The sequence below is a fragment of the Ruegeria sp. BHSA163 genome (genome assembly GCF_059613365.1).
Genome location: NZ_JBXWSJ010000001.1, coordinates 168,151 through 185,361 on the forward strand (window position 1 = coordinate 168,151; position 17,211 = coordinate 185,361).

Annotated in this window: 17 protein-coding genes and 1 riboswitch; all 17 genes read right to left on the reverse strand. The window is 52.9% G+C overall.

The genetic code is table 11. The features are described 5' to 3' along the window. Positions 1 to 23: 23 nt before the first annotated feature. The 17 genes from AC2FNV_RS00815 to miaB all read right to left on the reverse strand — a co-directional run bounded on the left by AC2FNV_RS00815 (position 24) and on the right by miaB (position 17,091). On the reverse strand, positions 24 to 668 hold the full coding sequence (locus tag AC2FNV_RS00815; RefSeq protein ID WP_170604603.1) for a phosphoribosylanthranilate isomerase: 645 nt from the start codon (positions 666 to 668) through the stop codon (positions 24 to 26). Between the two features lie 9 nt (positions 669 to 677). Beyond that, on the reverse strand, positions 678 to 1,028 hold the full coding sequence (locus AC2FNV_RS00820; protein ID WP_170604872.1) for a lipopolysaccharide assembly protein LapA domain-containing protein: 351 nt from the start codon (positions 1,026 to 1,028) through the stop codon (positions 678 to 680). A gap of 7 nt (positions 1,029 to 1,035) precedes the next feature. Next, a complete protein-coding gene (ihfB, locus tag AC2FNV_RS00825) occupies positions 1,036 to 1,320 on the reverse strand; it encodes an integration host factor subunit beta (RefSeq protein ID WP_008758048.1) in 285 nt (94 codons plus the stop codon). Positions 1,321 to 1,591: 271 nt separating this feature from the next. After that, positions 1,592 to 3,268 carry a 30S ribosomal protein S1 gene (gene rpsA, locus AC2FNV_RS00830; RefSeq protein ID WP_170604601.1) on the reverse strand — a complete coding sequence of 559 codons (1,677 nt, stop codon included), beginning with the start codon at positions 3,266 to 3,268 and terminating at the stop codon, positions 1,592 to 1,594. Positions 3,269 to 3,534: 266 nt separating this feature from the next. Beyond that, the gene (locus AC2FNV_RS00835; protein WP_254442476.1) at positions 3,535 to 3,789 is read right to left on the reverse strand and encodes a DUF6525 family protein; all 255 of its coding nucleotides are present in this window, start codon (positions 3,787 to 3,789) and stop codon (positions 3,535 to 3,537) included. A 177-nt stretch (positions 3,790 to 3,966) separates the two neighbouring features. After that, positions 3,967 to 5,652, reverse strand: a complete 1,686-nt coding sequence (locus AC2FNV_RS00840; RefSeq protein ID WP_170610403.1) for a tryptophan halogenase family protein — start codon at positions 5,650 to 5,652, stop codon at positions 3,967 to 3,969. 315 nt (positions 5,653 to 5,967) lie between these two features. Further along, positions 5,968 to 6,483 (reverse strand): hypothetical protein, encoded by a 516-nt coding sequence (locus AC2FNV_RS00845; protein WP_170604597.1) that lies wholly within the window; start codon positions 6,481 to 6,483, stop codon positions 5,968 to 5,970. Between the two features lie 87 nt (positions 6,484 to 6,570). Beyond that, positions 6,571 to 7,188: a (d)CMP kinase gene (locus tag AC2FNV_RS00850; protein ID WP_170604595.1), complete on the reverse strand. Its 618-nt coding sequence runs from the start codon at positions 7,186 to 7,188 to the stop codon at positions 6,571 to 6,573. After that, positions 7,185 to 8,531, reverse strand: coding sequence for a 3-phosphoshikimate 1-carboxyvinyltransferase (gene aroA / locus AC2FNV_RS00855; protein ID WP_170604593.1), 1,347 nt, complete (start codon positions 8,529 to 8,531; stop codon positions 7,185 to 7,187). The genes AC2FNV_RS00850 and aroA overlap by 4 nt, the downstream gene beginning before the upstream one ends. Before the next feature lie 67 nt (positions 8,532 to 8,598). Next, the gene (gene trmB, locus AC2FNV_RS00860) at positions 8,599 to 9,309 is read right to left on the reverse strand and encodes a tRNA (guanosine(46)-N7)-methyltransferase TrmB (RefSeq protein ID WP_170604591.1); all 711 of its coding nucleotides are present in this window, start codon (positions 9,307 to 9,309) and stop codon (positions 8,599 to 8,601) included. A 98-nt stretch (positions 9,310 to 9,407) separates the two neighbouring features. Then, positions 9,408 to 10,589 (reverse strand): methionine adenosyltransferase, encoded by a 1,182-nt coding sequence (gene metK, locus AC2FNV_RS00865; protein ID WP_170604589.1) that lies wholly within the window; start codon positions 10,587 to 10,589, stop codon positions 9,408 to 9,410. A 5-nt stretch (positions 10,590 to 10,594) separates the two neighbouring features. Further along, a riboswitch (SAM-SAH riboswitch) is annotated at positions 10,595 to 10,643 on the reverse strand. Positions 10,644 to 10,661: 18 nt separating this feature from the next. Then, positions 10,662 to 12,191, reverse strand: a complete 1,530-nt coding sequence (lnt, locus tag AC2FNV_RS00870) for an apolipoprotein N-acyltransferase (RefSeq protein ID WP_170604587.1) — start codon at positions 12,189 to 12,191, stop codon at positions 10,662 to 10,664. Then, complete coding sequence (locus AC2FNV_RS00875) at positions 12,188 to 13,072, reverse strand: hemolysin family protein (protein WP_170473855.1); 885 nt, start codon at positions 13,070 to 13,072, stop codon at positions 12,188 to 12,190. The genes lnt and AC2FNV_RS00875 overlap by 4 nt, the downstream gene beginning before the upstream one ends. A 34-nt stretch (positions 13,073 to 13,106) precedes the next feature. Further along, a complete protein-coding gene (gene ybeY / locus AC2FNV_RS00880; protein WP_170604585.1) occupies positions 13,107 to 13,601 on the reverse strand; it encodes an rRNA maturation RNase YbeY in 495 nt (164 codons plus the stop codon). A 42-nt stretch (positions 13,602 to 13,643) separates the two neighbouring features. Beyond that, entirely contained in the window at positions 13,644 to 14,666 is a 1,023-nt protein-coding gene (locus AC2FNV_RS00885; RefSeq protein ID WP_437436508.1) for a PhoH family protein, read from the reverse strand. Positions 14,667 to 14,829: 163 nt separating this feature from the next. Continuing rightward, positions 14,830 to 15,576 (reverse strand): outer membrane protein, encoded by a 747-nt coding sequence (locus AC2FNV_RS00890; protein ID WP_170604583.1) that lies wholly within the window; start codon positions 15,574 to 15,576, stop codon positions 14,830 to 14,832. Positions 15,577 to 15,771: 195 nt separating this feature from the next. Continuing rightward, positions 15,772 to 17,091 carry a tRNA (N6-isopentenyl adenosine(37)-C2)-methylthiotransferase MiaB gene (gene miaB, locus AC2FNV_RS00895; RefSeq protein WP_170604581.1) on the reverse strand — a complete coding sequence of 440 codons (1,320 nt, stop codon included), beginning with the start codon at positions 17,089 to 17,091 and terminating at the stop codon, positions 15,772 to 15,774. Between the last annotated feature and the right edge of the window lie 120 nt (positions 17,092 to 17,211).

The window sequence follows — 17,211 nt, forward strand, 5'->3', positions numbered from 1 at the left end:
TACGCAACCATGTGTCTGTCAGATCACCTTGTTGCTGCAATAAAATCTTTAATTTTCCCGGAATCCTTGACGCCTGGCGCACGTTCCACTCCGGAAGAGACATCGACTTGCTGCGCCCCGGTCATTCGGATTGCTTCGGCAACATTGTCAGGCGTCAATCCCCCGGCCAGCATCCACGGAAGCTGCCAGTATTTCCGCCCAGCCAACAGACGCCAGTCAAATGACAATCCGTTGCCACCAGGAAGCTCAGAACTTCGCGGTGGTTTTGCGTCGATTAACAGTTGATCTGCCACCTCGGAATACCGGTCAATGGCAGCCAGATCTTCAGCTTCGGCTATCCCAATAGCTTTCATTACGGGCAGGCCAAAACTGTCTCGAACCTCAGAAACCCGCTGGGGCGTTTCCGTTCCGTGCAGTTGCCACATGTCCAGAGGCACCGAAGCGGCGATACGGTCTAGTTCTTCATCTGTCGCATTAACGGTAAGGGCGACTTTGGCGATGCCCGCTGGCACCAGATGGGCAAGTTCCGCAGCAGTAGAAAGTTCTAGATGCCGGGGGGATTTGGGGAAAAGTACGAACCCAACATAGCGCGCGCCTGCCAACACCGCTGCATTCACGTGTTCAGGTGCAGTCAAACCGCAGATTTTTACGCGGATATCGCTTGCCATGAGACGCGCTCAGCTTGCTTCATCAAGCAATGCCAGAACATCATCCTGACCTTCATTTTGCTTTTTCTTGAGCTTCTTGACCTCACGCTCCAACTTGCGCACTTCGCTTTTCTTCACAGTTGCATCGCGGCGGTGCTTGTGCTCGCGCAGCCATTCCCAAAGAAACCCAATAATCAATCCGGCAACAACACCACCAAGGACCACAAGAAACAGCGGCAAGGATGTGGACAAGTTAAAGCCCAGAAGCTCTGACATTGCATCTGGCAGCAGTTTCAGTTCGACATTCTGACGATTGGCCAGCGAGATCGAAACCAGCACGATCCCAAGGATCGCGAGAAAAGCATAGCGAATGTAGCGCATCATAAAGTCAGGCTTTACCGTTCAATCGATCCCGTAGCAACTTGCCAGTTTTAAAAAACGGAACACATTTCTCTTCGACCTGCACAGTCTCGCCAGTTCTTGGATTTCGACCCACACGAGCATCACGCTTTTTGACAGAAAAGGCGCCAAAACCGCGCAGTTCGACACGGTCGCCACGTGACATTGCATCCGTCACTTCTTCGAACACAGTATTCACAATCCGTTCGACGTCGCGTTGGTAGAGATGCGGATTTTCGTCGGCGATTTTTTGAATCAATTCTGAACGGATCATGCGTGTTACCCTCCCAGGCGACTGGTTTACCAAGCCTATAGCTCTGGGCAGTATAGGAAAAAACCCTGTTCGGGGGAACTTAGACTCTTGGCATAGTTTTAGAAAATTCCGCTATTCTAACGCTATTTTTGGCTCACAAGGTCGATTTGCACACTTAATGGGTGAACCAGAAGCAAGATAAGCACGAAAATTAGAAAGTATTGATTCGCAACAAAAACGACCCCGCGCGGTAGCACGGGGCCGAAAATTTTTATCAAGCTGAGGTCTGAGATCAGTCGCCTGACTTCAGAGCTGCTCCCAGAATGTCGCCCAAAGACGCGCCCGAGTCGGAAGAACCGTACTGTTCCACAGCCTCTTTCTCTTCTGCGATCTCGCGCGCTTTGATCGAAAGACCCAGTCGGCGGGTTTTGCTGTCAACATTGGTGACGCGGACGTCGACCTTGTCACCGACCGAGAAACGCTCGGGGCGCTGCTCGGCACGGTCACGCGACAGGTCGGAACGACGGATGAACGACTTCATGCCTTCGTATTCGACCTCGATACCGCCATCTTCGATTGCGGTCACTTCTACGGTCACGATGGAGCCACGCTTAACGCCGCCCACGGCTTCGGCAAACTTGTCACCACCAAGGGCTTTGATCGACAGAGAGATGCGTTCTTTCTCAACGTCCACCTCAGACACAACCGCCTGAACTACGTCGCCTTTGCGGTAATTCTGGATTGCATCCTCGCCACGCTCGTCCCAAGACAAGTCCGAAAGGTGAACCATACCGTCGATGTCGCCTTCCAGGCCGATGAACAGCCCGAATTCGGTGATGTTCTTGACTTCGCCTTCGACCTGAGTTCCCTCGGGATGTGTTTCTGCAAACACTTCCCACGGGTTGCGCTGGGTCTGTTTGAGGCCCAGAGAAACACGACGCTTTGTACCGTCGATTTCCAGAACCATGACATCTACTTCCTGGCTCGTAGAAACGATCTTGCCGGGGTGCACGTTTTTCTTGGTCCAAGACATCTCAGACACGTGAACCAGACCTTCAACTCCAGCTTCCAGCTCAACAAACGCCCCGTAGTCTGTGATGTTGGTCACGCGACCCTGATGTACCGATCCCAGCGGATATTTAGCAGCAACCAAATCCCATGGATCTTCCTGAAGCTGCTTCATTCCAAGGCTGATGCGATGGGTGTCTTTGTTAATCTTGATGACCTGAACCTTGATGGTTTCGCCGATCGTCAGGATTTCGGAAGGATGGTTCACACGGCGCCACGCCATGTCGGTTACGTGCAACAACCCATCAACGCCGCCCAAGTCAACAAATGCGCCGTATTCGGTGATGTTCTTGACGACACCTTCTACAGTCTGACCCTCTGTCAGGTTACCAATAACTTCGGCACGCTGTTCGGCACGGGATTCTTCAAGGATTGCGCGGCGCGATACAACGATATTGCCGCGGCGGCGATCCATTTTAAGAATCTGGAACGGCTGTTTCAGTCCCATCAAAGGTCCCGCGTCACGAACAGGGCGCACGTCAACCTGCGAACCCGGCAGGAATGCAACGGCACCGCCCAGATCGACAGTGAAGCCGCCCTTGACCCGACCAAAGATTGCACCTTCGACGCGCTGGTCATCGGCATATGCTTTTTCAAGGCGGTCCCATGCCTCTTCGCGGCGGGCCATCTCACGCGAGATGACAGCTTCGCCTTTGGCATTTTCAGCAGCGCGCAGGTAAACTTCGACCTCGTCACCGACTGCGATTTCAGGGGCTTCGCCGGGATTTGCGAATTCTTTAAGATCAACGCGGCCTTCCATTTTATAGCCTACGTCGATGATGGCTTGGCCGGCTTCGATTGCCAGAACCTTGCCTTTGACAACAGAACCCTCTTCGGGCGTGTCCATTTCGAAGCTTTCATTCAGGAGGGCTTCGAATTCCTCCATGGATGCGTTAGCCATGTGGCGTTGTTTTCCTTTACAATACGTTTTATCTGGCCGAGCGGTTGTCTCCGCCGGTCTTGTTTCATGATGCCTTAAAGCGTGTTCCGGAACGCCTCTGAACAAACAAACACAAAGGGCCGAGGTAACCCGGCCCTGCTCAGAAACGTCACCCGGACGTTAACCGCCCTTGTATCGACAGCGCGCGTATAGGCGGATTTTTCTTCTAGCGCAAGGGCCAAGCCCATATTTCCAAAGCCCGGCCGGATATTGCCACTGGGTCATCCTCAACTCTTTGGAGCCCAAACCTTGGTGTCCTGTTGCAACATCGCCTGCTCGACCGCATTAAGACGACCAATCGCAGCGGCGGGATTGCGGCTGCCGCCAGTCTGCCTCCAGATTTTCAAAGCCGAAGCTGGACTCCAGGGCAGACAGGCTTGCGTCAACCACTGCCGTAAGGGCTGCGGTAGCGCATCATAGGCTTGCATCGGTGACGCCTGCCTACGACGACGTTTCAGCTCACTGCGAAGGTTGCGCGACATCGTGAATCAGCACCGCTTAATTCCAGAATTTTCGTAATGTGATGACATTACATATCTTATCAAGAGGTGCAATGGGAATCGAGCGTTTCGCCATACGTAGTATCGAAGGCTAAGCGTCAACACTCCAGCCTTCGTACTTACCTCAGCAACACCCGGTATCGGCAACTCAGAGAGTTTCTAGAACAGTTGCAAATCCTTCGCGCCGCTTTGGATCTCAGCAAGATTCGGCATATTCAGGACCGCTAACGGTGCTGGTGCGGTGCCGGGCATTGCGACCGCCGGTTTCATAGCGGCAGCCTTTCCAACAGCTGGTTGCTCCAGCTCACCTCGGATATCTCGCAGCAGCGTTTTGTGATCCGGCATCGTTTTGAGTATCTGCGCAAGATCCACTTTCGCGCCTTTCCACCAATGGAACCAAATCGGCTTCTTCAATGGTCGCACGCGATCACGGATGCCGGTACCATAGCCAGTATCATAGACCTGCTTGCCTAAAAGAACGGTCTGATAAACGCGAAAATTGAATAGCGTTGCAAACTCGATATCATGCTCTACCGGCAAACGGTGCTGCCATAACTCTAGGTTTTCGGCCAATCGATCCGGTAACTTCATTTCCGTGCGCGCGTCGATCCAATATTGATCATCCGTACGGTTGCCCAATCGATAGTGCAGACAGATGAAATCCAGAACCTCGTCATAAAGCTTATTCATCTGCCTATTATATCTGGTTCGCAGGGACGGCTCGATATCGCGTGTGGGCAAGTGCTCGGCGAACCAGCGTATCGCGTGGTCAATCATGTGGATCGCTGTACTCTCTAGCGGCTCGATAAATCCGCCGGACAGACCTATCGCGACGCAATTCTTGACCCATGCGTTACGTACGCGCCCGATACGCATTGGGATCACACGCGGGGTTGCACCCTTACCGCTGTCACCCAACCATTCGAGGTATTCGTCTGCCGCCTGATCATCCGTGCGATGTGCAGATGAGAACACATAACCCGTGCCAACCCGGTTGTAGAGCGGTACTCGCCACGTCCAACCTGCCCCTAGTGCGGTAGACCGAGTGACGCTTTCGATCTTCTCTGGATCTGGGTGCTCGATCTGCAGCGCCATGGCGCGGTCGTTTGGCAGATAGTCCGAGTAATCCATAAACGGTTCGCCCAGAGCTTGATTGATTATCAATCCGCGGAATCCTGTGCAATCTATGACCATTTCAATGTCATGGCGACCCTTACGCTCCAGCATCAAATGGCTGACGTTGCCTTGTTCATCAAGTTCGACTGATTGTACTTCGTCCTGGATGTGCTCAACACCGCGCTTAGTGCAGACTTTGGTGAGCATGCCGGCAAATTTTACAGCGTCTAAATGATATGCGTAGCCGAACCGCTGTTCGAATTCAGGCTGCCCCAACTGCCGCGCCCCTTTGCATAGGCGGGCCAGATCGTCATGCGGAGAGATCGACTGAGTGAAGTCCCGATCTCCGTTGCCAAAGCGCAAAAAATACTCGGCGGCCTCCAACCCCTCTAACAGCTGTCCGTGTGCAAAAGGGTTTACATAATCAATTCGGTTTCCCTTTGGGTCTCTGTTCCAATTACAGAACTTTACACCTAGCTTGAACGACGCATTGGTTTCACGAAAAAAATCCTGCTCTGAAATACCCGCTTGGCGGAGTGTAACCGGCATGCGCGGCACCGTGGCCTCACCAACACCAACAGTCGCAATATTAGGGCTTTCGATCAGACAGATGCGCGGACGGTCTTTGGGTGCAGAAGTGCGAGAAAACACCATGTCGAGGATCAGCGCACTCATCCAACCTGCAGTGCCACCCCCAACGATGGTGATTTTGCTCAAGCGATTATTCATTTGGTTCAGTCCCTGTTGAATATTGGGGAGATGTACAAACATTCCCATATTTTGTTTTTAGACTGTATAGCAGAATTCTTTTTGGGTCCGAGGGGAAGAATTGCCGCTATCCTGCATCGAACCAAGGACTGTGGCGCCCGGCCTACATGCTCTGCCAACCATAGGGATCTTTGGCCCTCGGGTACGAACCCTGTAACCTCGGGTCTGCAAATAACCCTAGGGCGCCTGATGCGAGCCCCGCCGCGTATATTCTAGACTACATTGGATTTCTTGAGTCTGCCTCACATCAGCTTCGGCATAAACTCGGGACGAGGCTTAGATTTCCTCGCCTTTCTTAAGAAGCTCTTCAATCAGGGCGCGCTGCAGATCAAGGCTATCGCCCCCGCCGAATTCCGCAGCGCCGCCGGTGTAAAGAGTACCGTAGGTTTTGGAGATGTTTACGGTCTGGGCCAACCCCGAGATAAACTGTTCTTTTTTCAGAGCAGACAACGGGTGTATGTAAACAGCCCACAAGATACCATTGGCGATCGCGTAACGCGCGTCCAGCGTGCTGTCGAAATTTGCTTGCATCATTCGCTGCAAATCCGCGGTTGATAAATCCGCGGCGCTGCCAATCGATACCATCGCTCGCATCCTGTCTGCGGTGACGTCAGTGATCACTAGCTCCGTCTGGACCGATACCGTTAACTCAAACCCCGGCCCAACTGGTTGGGCGTCGGGGTCCAACGCAAATATGATCTCACCCAGCCGTTTATAGTCCATCGGAGGTTCAGCTTCCTGAGCAAGTGTACTGCCAGCCAAAAGAATAAGCGCCAGTGCGTACCGGATCATGGTCAATCTCCTAAAGACGTTGCCTCGACCATAAAATACGGGTGTAACAAAGGCCAAACAAAGCTTGGTGAACAGCAAGGCCCGAGGTTACCAGTCTGTGGGTAGCTTTCGTTCTACGATTGCCACAGCTTGCGCAAGCGCCTCTTCAATACTCAAACTCGAAGTATCAAGCATACTTGCGTCCTTGGCTGGCTTCATCGGAGCGGTACTGCGTTGGGCGTCACGCGCATCACGTTCCTTGACGTCGGTCAGCACCTGATCGCGCGTCACGTCTGCACCTTTGGCTTTAAGTTCAAGAAAACGCCGTTCGGCGCGGACCTTGGCGCTGGCAGTCACAAACAATTTAACCTCGGCTTTGGGACAAATTACCGTTCCGATGTCGCGTCCATCCAACACAGCCCCACCTGCCCTGAAGGCAAATGCGCGTTGAAAATCAACCAGTGCGGACCGAACTTCTGGTATGACTGCCACCTTCGATGCTGCTTGTGCTATTTCAGCTGTGCGCAGATCCCCTTGTTCAAGTTCTTCGGCTTTCAGAGCTTTGGCGGCCTCGGCGGCTGGTGTGCCATCAAGAGTACGCCTTCCAACTGCGCGATACAGCAACCCGGTGTCCAGATGTGAAAACCCAAAGCGCTCCGCTATGCCCTTTGATATTGTCCCCTTGCCGGCTGCAGCTGGACCGTCGATCGCGACAGTGAACCTCATGTGCGTTCGACCCTGGCACCCAAACCTGCCATCAGAGGCTCAAAAATCGGAAATGAGGTGGCAATTGGCCCACCGTCATCCACCGAAACTTCAACTTTCGCACCCATACCCAGCACCATAAAGGACATGGCTATGCGATGATCAAGGAAACTCTCGCATACACCGCCGCCTGGCACACCACCAATACCCAACCCTTCGACCGACCACCAATCTTCACCTTCCTCTACTGCGACACCATTAGCACGCAAACCGCGCGCCATAGCGTCGATTCGGTCACTTTCTTTGACCCGCAACTCTCGCACCCCGCCCATGAGCGTGGTTCCGACGGCGTTTGCAGCGACCACGGACAGCACGGGGTACTCATCTATCATCGACGCAGCACGTTCAGGCGGTACTTTGATACCCTTCATTTCAGGTGAATACCGGGCTCTGAGGTCGGCGACGGGTTCGCCGCCTTCTTCGCGTTCATTTTCATAGGTCAAATCAGCGCCCATTTCGCGCAAAGTAGTAAACAAGCCGGCTCGCGTTGGGTTCAAGCCAATACCTGGAACCAAAACATCTGAACCGGGCGTGATCAACGCAGCACAAACCGGGAAGGCTGCACTGGACGGATCACGTGGTACCGCGATGATCTGCGGCTTAAGTTCTGGCTGGCCAGTCAAGGTAATCACATGGCCTTGGTCTGTGTCCTCTACCGTGATTTCTGCCCCAAACCCGGCTAACATCCGCTCTGAATGATCACGAGTGGCTTCTTTTTCGATTACGACGGTTTTACCAGGCGCATTCAAACCCGCCAGCAAAACGGCTGATTTGACTTGAGCCGACGGCACTGGAACCTCGTATCGAACTGGGATCGGATCATTGGCACCAACGATAGTCATCGGCAACCGTCCAGCAGAACGCCCGACAGATTGCGCCCCGAACAGCGCTAGTGGATCGGTAACACGCGCCATTGGACGCTTATTCAAACTCGCGTCACCAGTAAAGGTTGCCGTAATTGGCGAGGTGGCCATAGCACCCATGATCAGACGCACTCCAGTTCCAGAGTTGCCACAATCAATCACCTGATCCGGTTCGGCAAAGCCGCCTACACCAACACCATGAACCGTCCATTTACCACCGCCGAGATCCGTTACCTCAGCCCCGAAAGCTCGCATCGCCTTAGCGGTATCCAGAACATCCTCGCCCTCCAACAATCCAGATATCCGGGTTTCGCCCACTGCCATAGCACCTAAAATCAGCGATCTGTGCGAAATCGACTTGTCCCCGGGTACTTCGGCTGTGCCGTTCAGCGGTCCGCAGGGATGCGAAGTCATCGGTATGGGCGTGCCGTGTCCGGACATGGGGGCTCCTTATGCGCTGTCAATCCATGGCCGATTAGCGAATTGGCACCAATTGGTCCAGCAGCAATCAATCTTTGCGGCGGAAGGTCAGGTAGTGCGGCGTGCGGCACTCACGCAGAGCTTTCTGTTCGTAACGGGTGGAAATCCAATCACCCCAAGGCTCGCGCCAGTCTTTGGGGCCTTCGGCCAACCATTCGAACCCGGCACGCGGCACTTCTTCCAATGTTTGGCGCACGTAATCAGGGATGTCTGTAGCCACACGAAAAACAGATCCGGGCTTCAACGCCCTAGCAAGCGGCTCCAAATGTTCAGGCGTGACGAACCTGCGGCGGTGATGACGCTTTTTGGGCCATGGATCGGGATAAAGAAGGAATGCACGCGAGATGCTGGCTTCTGGTAAAACATCGAACAGATCACGCGCGTCACCAGGATGAACTGCCAAGTTTTCGACCCCGGCTTTCCGGATCTTACCCAATAACATTGCAACACCGTTGATGTATGGCTCTGCCCCAATAATACCGATATCCGGATTGCTTTCCGCCTGATGCACCAGATGCTCGCCTCCTCCGAACCCAATCTCTAGCCAAACAGGGCGACTGTCGAACAGACCCGCAAGATCCAACGGAACACGTTCAGGATTAGTATGCCAATCGACCGCACCGGGGGAAAGTGCGGTCAAATCCTCGCTCAAATAGGCCTTTTGACTGGGCTTGAGGGCTTTGCCCTTGAGACGGCCATAAAAATTCCGGTGCGGACGTTGCGAAAGCTGATTGCTCATAGCGGTGGCCATACTGCTGCAGTTCAAGCGTTTCAAGGGCGAAGTCTCAACGGCCAATGTAAAAAACGCACCGTCTTCGGTGCGCTTTTTCCGTTGGATCAAACCGCTTGTTTCAGTGCGTCAACCAGATCTGTGCGCTCCCAACTGAAACCACCATCTTCATCTGGCTGGCGACCAAAGTGGCCGTAGGCCGCAGTACGTTGATAGATTGGTTTGTTCAGCGCAAGATGCTCTCGGATGCCGCGTGGCGTGAGGTCCATGACTTGCCCCACTGCTTTTTCGATATCAGCATCTGGAACTTGGCCAGTGCTATGTGTGTCAGCATAAATCGATAGAGGTTTGGATACGCCAATCGCGTAGCTCAACTGAATGGTACAGCGCTCGGCCATCCCTGCCGCCACGACGTTTTTGGCCAGATAGCGTGCTGCATAAGCCGCCGAACGATCCACCTTTGTCGGGTCTTTGCCAGAGAATGCCCCACCGCCGTGCGGCGCTGCGCCCCCGTATGTGTCCACGATAATCTTGCGCCCGGTCAAACCAGCGTCACCGTCTGGTCCTCCGATAACAAACTTACCTGTCGGATTTACGTGCCATGCGGTTTCCGAAGACAACCAACCGTCAGGTAGGACTTGGCGAATATAAGGCTCAACGATCAGGCGAATGTCGTCCGAAGTGAGCGACTCATCCAAATGCTGGGTCGATAAAACAACCGAACTCACCCCTACTGGCTTGCCGTCTCGATAGACGACCGAAAGCTGTGATTTAGCGTCAGGTCCCAGTGCAGGTTCAGTACCGTTTTTTCGCACTTCAGCCAGACGGCGCAGGATCGCGTGCGAGTACTGGATCGGTGCCGGCATTAACTCAGGCGTTTCGGTTGTCGCATAACCAAACATAATACCCTGGTCGCCGGCGCCTTCATCCTTGTTATGGGACGCATCTACACCTTGCGCGATATGGGCAGATTGTTCATGCAGCAGGTTCGTCACCTCAATAGTTTCGTGATGGAACTTATCCTGCTCATAACCAATGTCCTTTACACAGGCGCGCGCGATCTCGTCTATACGCCCCATGTAGTCATGCAGCTTGTCTTGATCAGACAGCCCAACTTCACCTCCGATAACCACGCGGTTCGTTGTTGCAAAGGTTTCGCACGCCACACGTGCTTCGGGTTCTTCACGCAAAAATGCGTCAAGCACAGCATCCGAAATACGGTCACAAACCTTATCCGGGTGCCCCTCGGAAACGGACTCCGAGGTAAAAACGTAATTCTGTCGGGACATAAAAGCGCTCCATTAAGATTTCCCCGCCACGCCAGGAAGCCGTTGTGACGAACTTGCCAGGGAATACGCGTGCTAAGGCGAAGGGTCAATTGGTATTTGCACCCGAGGCGTCCCAACGTTGCGCCAAACCAGCACAAATAGCATCAATAAAGCCGCCAAGACCCAAATATCCCCAATCCGTGCATAAACCGTCTTTGCCAAGGGGATGGGCAGGACGGCGTCGATATAACCAGATTGTCCCAAGTCCAAAGACTGGGTAACTGCACCCAGCGGATCTATCATCGCTGTTACGCCCGTGTTCGCCGACCGCATCATCGGCAAACCCTGCTCGATCGCACGCATCCGCGCCTGTGCCAAATGCTGAAACGGTCCGGAACGCGTACCAAACCAGGCATCGTTTGTAATCTGTAACAAAAAGTCGGCGCGCCCAGGCGCAGAAAGAACATCTTGCGTGAAAACTGCTTCGTAGCAAATTAGCGGCAACGCCTTGCCCAGAGGCTCAGCATCGAGCAGCGCCGCCCCTGGCCCCGCGCTGAACCCGCTGCCGGTGGTCGCCGCCATACCGTATATTCCGAAACGCGCCATTAGATCGCCGAAAGGTACATATTCGCCAAATGGGGCCAGATGGTGCTTGTCATAAAGTCCGTCTTGTCGACCCTCTGGCCCAAGATAGATCATCGAGTTGAAAATACGCGGCCCTTCCCCCCTTTGAATGCCCAGAACGACAGGGGTGCCTTGCGCCGCCTTTGTTATCGACTCCAAATAAGGTTGTGCGTTGTCGAGCCATGCCGGTACAGAGGTTTCTGGCCAAACGATCAAATCAGGTCGGGGTTCAGCCGCCGTGAATTCAATTTGCCGCGCAAAAAACACAGGCGCAAAGTCCGGATCCCATTTTTGATGTTGCAGCGCGTTCGGCTGTATCAGGCGCACGACTTGCTGCTTGAACTGCACCTCGGGGCGAAATGTTGCATAACCTAAGGACAAGACCATAGACCCAAGGGTCAAAAACGCGGGGATTAATAAATAACGCGGTTTCCCAGGTCCGTTGAGATACGCACCAAGCGGCAGCGTTGATACAAAGGTCAGTGCCGCCAAGCCATAGGGTCCTACAAGTGACAAAAGTTGCGCTATTGGCGTGTCGACCCAGACTTGCGCAACTCCTGCCCAAGGAAATCCGGTCAAGACATATCCTCGGGCGAATTCAACCAAAGTCAGAGAAATCGACAGCAGCAAACCCTGTTTTAAAGGTGATCCACCGATCCGCCGTGTTGTCCAAAATGCAAAGGACCAGAATAAGGCTAGTCCACCAGCCAAGAACACCAGCGCAAATGGCGCCATCCAAGCATGACGTTCTGCATCGACCAGAAATGGCTCGGTTATCCAGCTAAGGGCGTTGGCAAAATACCCTGTGGCAAATACCCAACCTAGCCAAGCGGCGCGGCGCGGCGTTTCGCAGGCCAAAAACAATGGCGTGATAAAAACCAGTCCGACCAGCGTCGCCAACCAGTATCCCCAAGGTGCCAAACCAAATGCTGCGAATGCCCCCAATATTCCGGCTAGTGCAAGTCTTAACCAAAACGGCCAGCCTTGAATGGGCATCATTGAGCGATGTCCGGCAACATTACCCGTAAACGCTTAATCCGTCGCGGATCGGCTTCGATCACTTCGAACTCCGGACCTTCGGGGTGTTGAACAACTTCTCCTCGCGTCGGCACGCGACCGGACAACATAAAGACTAAGCCACCAAGCGTGTCGATTTCTTCCTCGTCCACATCCTCATGACTGGTCAGCGAACGACCGATTTCAGCTTCGAACTCTTCCAATGGAACGCGCGCTTTTACGATATAGCACCCAGGTTTTTCTTGAACCCACAGCTGATCTTCATCGGCGTCATGCTCGTCGGCAATCTCCCCGACGACCTGTTCAATGAGATCTTCGATTGTTAGCAGCCCATCGACCCCGCCATATTCGTCGATCACAAGGGCCATGTGCCGTCGTTCGGTCTGCATTTTGGTTAACAAAACACCTATTGGCATGGAGGGCGGGACGAACAACAGTGTCCGCAACATAGATTTCAAGTCAAACTTCGCCGAATTTCCGTTAAAACCGTGGGTCAGCGCAAAATCCTTTAGGTGCACAAATCCAAGTGGCGTATCCAGAGTACCGTCATAAACCGGTATTCGAGACAGACCGCTTTCTCGGAAAATCTGCGCCAGTTCTTCCTTAGTCGTCGTCAATGGAACCGACACGATTTCTGCAGTTGGGATCGCCACATCCTCGACCCGCATGCGCCGCAGGTTCATCATACCACGCGATTGGGGAGGGCTTGCAGGAGTTCCGTTTATCCGACCAGGTTCATCGTCTTTTGAAGAGAACACTTCGACAAGTCGGGAAAATAACCCGCTTTTTTCGTTGTTGAGATTACTGGTGCTCTCGGATCGCGCGCTTTGCGCCGCCCTAGAACTGCCGTCTATATCGCCCATTTTCCTGTTCCAAATGATCGGGTCAGTGCCCACTTCATGTATTATATGGGTTATCCACACCCAATTTGCCAAGTATCTTAACCTCCACGCCCTCCATCAGAGTGGCGTCGGGGTCACGAATGTGGTCATACCCCAGTAAATGCAAAACACCGTGAACGATTAGATGTGTCACGTGATCTTCCAAATTTTTACCCGCTTCAATTGCCTCTTGCATGCAGGTGTCATAGGAAATTGCAACATCACCCAAAGCTATCTCGCCGGTGAAATCCATTTCAGGCATTGAAGGAATTTCGCCAGGAATTTCAGAAGATAACTCCGCTGTGGGCCAACTCAGAACATTTGTTGGAGTCGGCTTTTCTCTGAATTCAGAATTCAATTCCGCGATCCGGGCGTCATCACAGCATAAAAAACTGATTTCACAGTTATCTTTCTCGACTCCCCTATAATCCAGCGTGGCTTCGACAGCGCGAAGTATGAGCGGCTCTATCTCATGCCAACGGAGGTCTTCGATGGTAATTTCAAGGTTCATGAAAATGATCTAAGGCTGCATTCCCGACCGCGCCGTGTGTTTTTAACCTGTTTCGCGACCTGCATCAGCTTCATAGGCCTCGATTATGGCGGCGACAAGCGGATGTCGCACCACATCCTTCGAGGTGAAGTAGTTGAAGCTGATGTTTGGAATAGTCTTTAACAACCGCTCGGCATCTGCAAGACCCGATGGTACACCGCGCGGCAGATCAACCTGTGATCGGTCGCCAGTAATCACCATGCGGCTACCCTCACCCAGCCGTGTTAGGAACATCTTCATCTGCATAGTCGTGGCATTCTGCGCCTCGTCCAAAACAACAAATGCGTTCGCTAGTGTTCGCCCGCGCATAAAGGCAAGCGGCGCAATCTCTATCCTTTTTTCCTCAATCAACTTTGCCAGTTGCTTACCAGGTAGAAAATCGTTCAGAGCGTCGTAAAGTGGTTGCATGTAAGGGTCGACCTTGTCCTTCATGTCGCCCGGAAGGTACCCCAGCTTTTCACCAGCCTCGACTGCAGGACGGCTGAGGATGATGCGGTCCACATGCCCGCCTATGAACATTGATACCCCGACAGCTACGGCCAGATATGTTTTGCCCGTACCGGCCGGTCCAATCCCAAAAGCCAATTCATTGTTGAATAACGACTGGACATAGGCCTTCTGAGCATCTGTACGAGGCTCGACCAGTTTCTTGCGTGTTTTGATTTCAACCGCGCCGCCTTTGAACATCTCCAATTGGTCGCCGTCGCGTGCTCCAGTTTCCGCCTCAGAATTGCCCATTCTCAGCTCTCGGTCCACATCGGCTGCTTCAACCTCGCGACCGCCTTCAAGACGGGTATACAAAGCCTGCAAAACATCAATGGCTTGCTTTTGGGCGTCTTCGTCGCCCATTACCGCCAATTGATTGCCTCGGCGTACGATTTGAACCGACAGCTTCTGCTCAATGCTTGCAAGATTGCGGTCGTATTCCCCGCATAAATCTATCAACAACCGGTTGTCTGGAAATTCAACAAAAGCCTCGCGCTGGGGCATGTCACTTTGCGGTGGGTTCAGGGCACCGATGGCCAATCCGTTCTCCTGTCTTGGCGTTTCACCCTGAGCGTAGACAACATCTTGGGCCAGACGCAAGCTGGAGTTTCATAAATTCGCGATGAAAAGGATTAACCTTCTACAGTCATTTGAAAAAACATTGTGAAATTTACGAAAGACCGCAATCCGATGCGCGAACCAACTAGAAGGTGTAGTTCAGCCCGACACGCAATCCGCCGAAGTTCGGAGTTGATTTGGTGGAAAAACCCGACCCTAGGTCGACTTCTTCCGACTCAAACTGGAAATATTCGATTTCACCCGTGATTGACCAATTCTTGTTCAGCCGATGTTCAGCACCCAGACTGGCTGAAAAACCGTTTCGGTTGCCGGTGTCTTCCAAATTTAGAAGCAAATCTTCTCCTGTAAGAGTGGACGAAGTTGTAACTTCCCCCCGGGCGTAACCTACGGAAAAAAAGTACAGAACGCTCCGGCTGCGGTTTGTGATTCCGTTTCGAAATAGGATCGAAAAAACATCTGAAATAGCAGATCGGGCGTCGACCGTCGTCCCACCGACCAATGACGAGGCGGTGTCGTCCAACGTGCCAAAATCATAAGTTAATTCTACACCATAGACATAGTCGCGTCCGCCGGTGGTTGGGACTATCCCACGCCAACCGCCGCGAATGCCTCCATAACCGCCCGAGGGTTCAAGGTCTCCAATGTTTATTCTGTCACCGGGTACCGCGAGCCCAAAGCGGTCGGTACCACCTGCTCCGTAACCAGCACTCACGCCAAGATAAAATGCACTGACGTCACTTGCTTCGGTCTGAGGCGAAAAAACATCGGGTTCAGCCACTTCGCCGTCTTTGCCACTGGCATATACAGATGTTGAGAACAGAGCCGAAAGAAAGAACGGGAAAGTCGCCGAAAGGAAACCTTTCAGTTTCATTCGTTGACGACCTATTCGGCTCACTACTCGTACCCTCCAGTGCGTTTTTCAAGCAACTAGTCAACTTGCAACTCGAACAGCCAAGGGAAATACATGACCCTTGAAAAAACTGGGATACCTCGGACCATACATTCCACCCTTAAATCAAGGGTTAATTTTTCATTAGAATCGTCATATTTGAACGAGTTGCACAGGTTAGAGTAGTTCTGCGGCCAACGAATTCGCGCTTGACGAAACTACTCTGACATCTCGCAGCTCGCCGACCTTCAAACTTGCGTCAGAGACGTGAACTGCGTGCAGATACTCGGATTTTCCCACCATTTGCCCACTTTGCCGACCCGGCTTTTCAAACAGGACACGTAGTTTTCGTCCAACCATTGAGTCCTGAATTTCGCGCTGGTGCCGAGTGATAACGGCCTGTAATTCTTGTAAGCGGCTGTCCGCCTTTTCCGGGTCCACCTGTGGCCGTTCTGCCGCAGGTGTGCCTGGCCGCGTTGAATATTTGAAAGAATAGGCATAGCCGTATCTAACCTGCTCCACCAAATCCAAGGTGGCCTTAAAGTCTTCATCCGTCTCTTCCGGGAAACCGACAATAAAATCTCCTGACATCAAGATGTCAGGGCGGGCTTCGCGAATACGCTCTATCAATCGCAGATAACTATCCGCAGTGTGGCTACGGTTCATGCGCTTTAGAATTCGGTCAGATCCAGACTGTACCGGTAGGTGCAGGTATGGCATCAGCTTGTCACATGTACCGTGTGCTTCGATCAGATCATCGGTCATGTCATTGGGGTGAGATGTGGTAAAGCGGATGCGCTCTAAACCATCTACTTTGTTCAGTTCCCATATCAAACCAGCCAGCGTCATGTCGCCACTCGGTCCGGCACCATGATAGGCGTTGACGTTTTGCCCCAACAATGTGATTTCGCGCACACCGCGTTCAACCAGATCGCGTGCCTCGTGCAGGATTCTATCGGCTGGCCGACTGACCTCGGCCCCACGTGTATATGGGACCACGCAAAACGCGCAGAACTTGTCGCACCCTTCCTGTACTGTCAGAAAAGCTGTTGGTCCACGTTTGGCTTTTGGTCTGTTCTTTAGCTTTTCGAATTTATCCTCTTCAGGAAAATCGGTATCCAGCGCCTTTTTGCCTTCCCGCGTTTTGGCCTCCATTTCGGGCAAACGGTGGTAACTTTGCGGACCTACCACCAAATCGACCAACGGCTGGCGGCGCATAATCTCTTGCCCTTCGGCCTGGGCCACACAACCTGCCACACCGATCTTTAAATCCGGTTTTTCGGCCTTTAAACCTTTAAAGCGGCCAAGTTCGGAATAAACCTTTTCAGCGGCTTTTTCACGAATGTGACATGTGTTCAACAAGATCATGTCAGCATCGTCTGGGGACTTCGTCTCAACATAGCCCTTGCCGCCAAGCGCCTCGGCCATCCGCTCACTGTCATAGACATTCATCTGGCAGCCATAAGTCTTGATATACAGCTTTTTGGGTTCGGACATGAGAAAGGCCTTTGCGCTCGCTAGGTCGACGTCATCTATACGCAACGAACGCCGCTTGCAATGGCCGCGCATTTACCCGAGTTTGACGAAAACTTCCAGCAAAGCGGGACCGGTGCAGAC

Coding starts and splice junctions, on each gene's coding strand:
- lnt (WP_170604587.1), bottom strand. CDS start 12,191: ATGATGCCCATTCAAGGCTGGCCGTTTTGGTTAAGACTTGCACTAGCC.
- ihfB (WP_008758048.1), bottom strand. CDS start 1,320: ATGATCCGTTCAGAATTGATTCAAAAAATCGCCGACGAAAATCCGCAT.
- AC2FNV_RS00875 (WP_170473855.1), bottom strand. CDS start 13,072: ATGGGCGATATAGACGGCAGTTCTAGGGCGGCGCAAAGCGCGCGATCC.
- trmB (WP_170604591.1), bottom strand. CDS start 9,309: ATGAGCAATCAGCTTTCGCAACGTCCGCACCGGAATTTTTATGGCCGT.
- AC2FNV_RS00820 (WP_170604872.1), bottom strand. CDS start 1,028: ATGCGCTACATTCGCTATGCTTTTCTCGCGATCCTTGGGATCGTGCTG.
- miaB (WP_170604581.1), bottom strand. CDS start 17,091: ATGTCCGAACCCAAAAAGCTGTATATCAAGACTTATGGCTGCCAGATG.
- metK (WP_170604589.1), bottom strand. CDS start 10,589: ATGTCCCGACAGAATTACGTTTTTACCTCGGAGTCCGTTTCCGAGGGG.
- AC2FNV_RS00845 (WP_170604597.1), bottom strand. CDS start 6,483: ATGATCCGGTACGCACTGGCGCTTATTCTTTTGGCTGGCAGTACACTT.
- AC2FNV_RS00815 (WP_170604603.1), bottom strand. CDS start 668: ATGGCAAGCGATATCCGCGTAAAAATCTGCGGTTTGACTGCACCTGAA.
- AC2FNV_RS00890 (WP_170604583.1), bottom strand. CDS start 15,576: ATGAAACTGAAAGGTTTCCTTTCGGCGACTTTCCCGTTCTTTCTTTCG.
- ybeY (WP_170604585.1), bottom strand. CDS start 13,601: ATGAACCTTGAAATTACCATCGAAGACCTCCGTTGGCATGAGATAGAG.
- AC2FNV_RS00850 (WP_170604595.1), bottom strand. CDS start 7,188: ATGAGGTTCACTGTCGCGATCGACGGTCCAGCTGCAGCCGGCAAGGGG.
- aroA (WP_170604593.1), bottom strand. CDS start 8,531: ATGTCCGGACACGGCACGCCCATACCGATGACTTCGCATCCCTGCGGA.
- rpsA (WP_170604601.1), bottom strand. CDS start 3,268: ATGGCTAACGCATCCATGGAGGAATTCGAAGCCCTCCTGAATGAAAGC.
- AC2FNV_RS00835 (WP_254442476.1), bottom strand. CDS start 3,789: ATGTCGCGCAACCTTCGCAGTGAGCTGAAACGTCGTCGTAGGCAGGCG.
- AC2FNV_RS00840 (WP_170610403.1), bottom strand. CDS start 5,652: ATGAATAATCGCTTGAGCAAAATCACCATCGTTGGGGGTGGCACTGCA.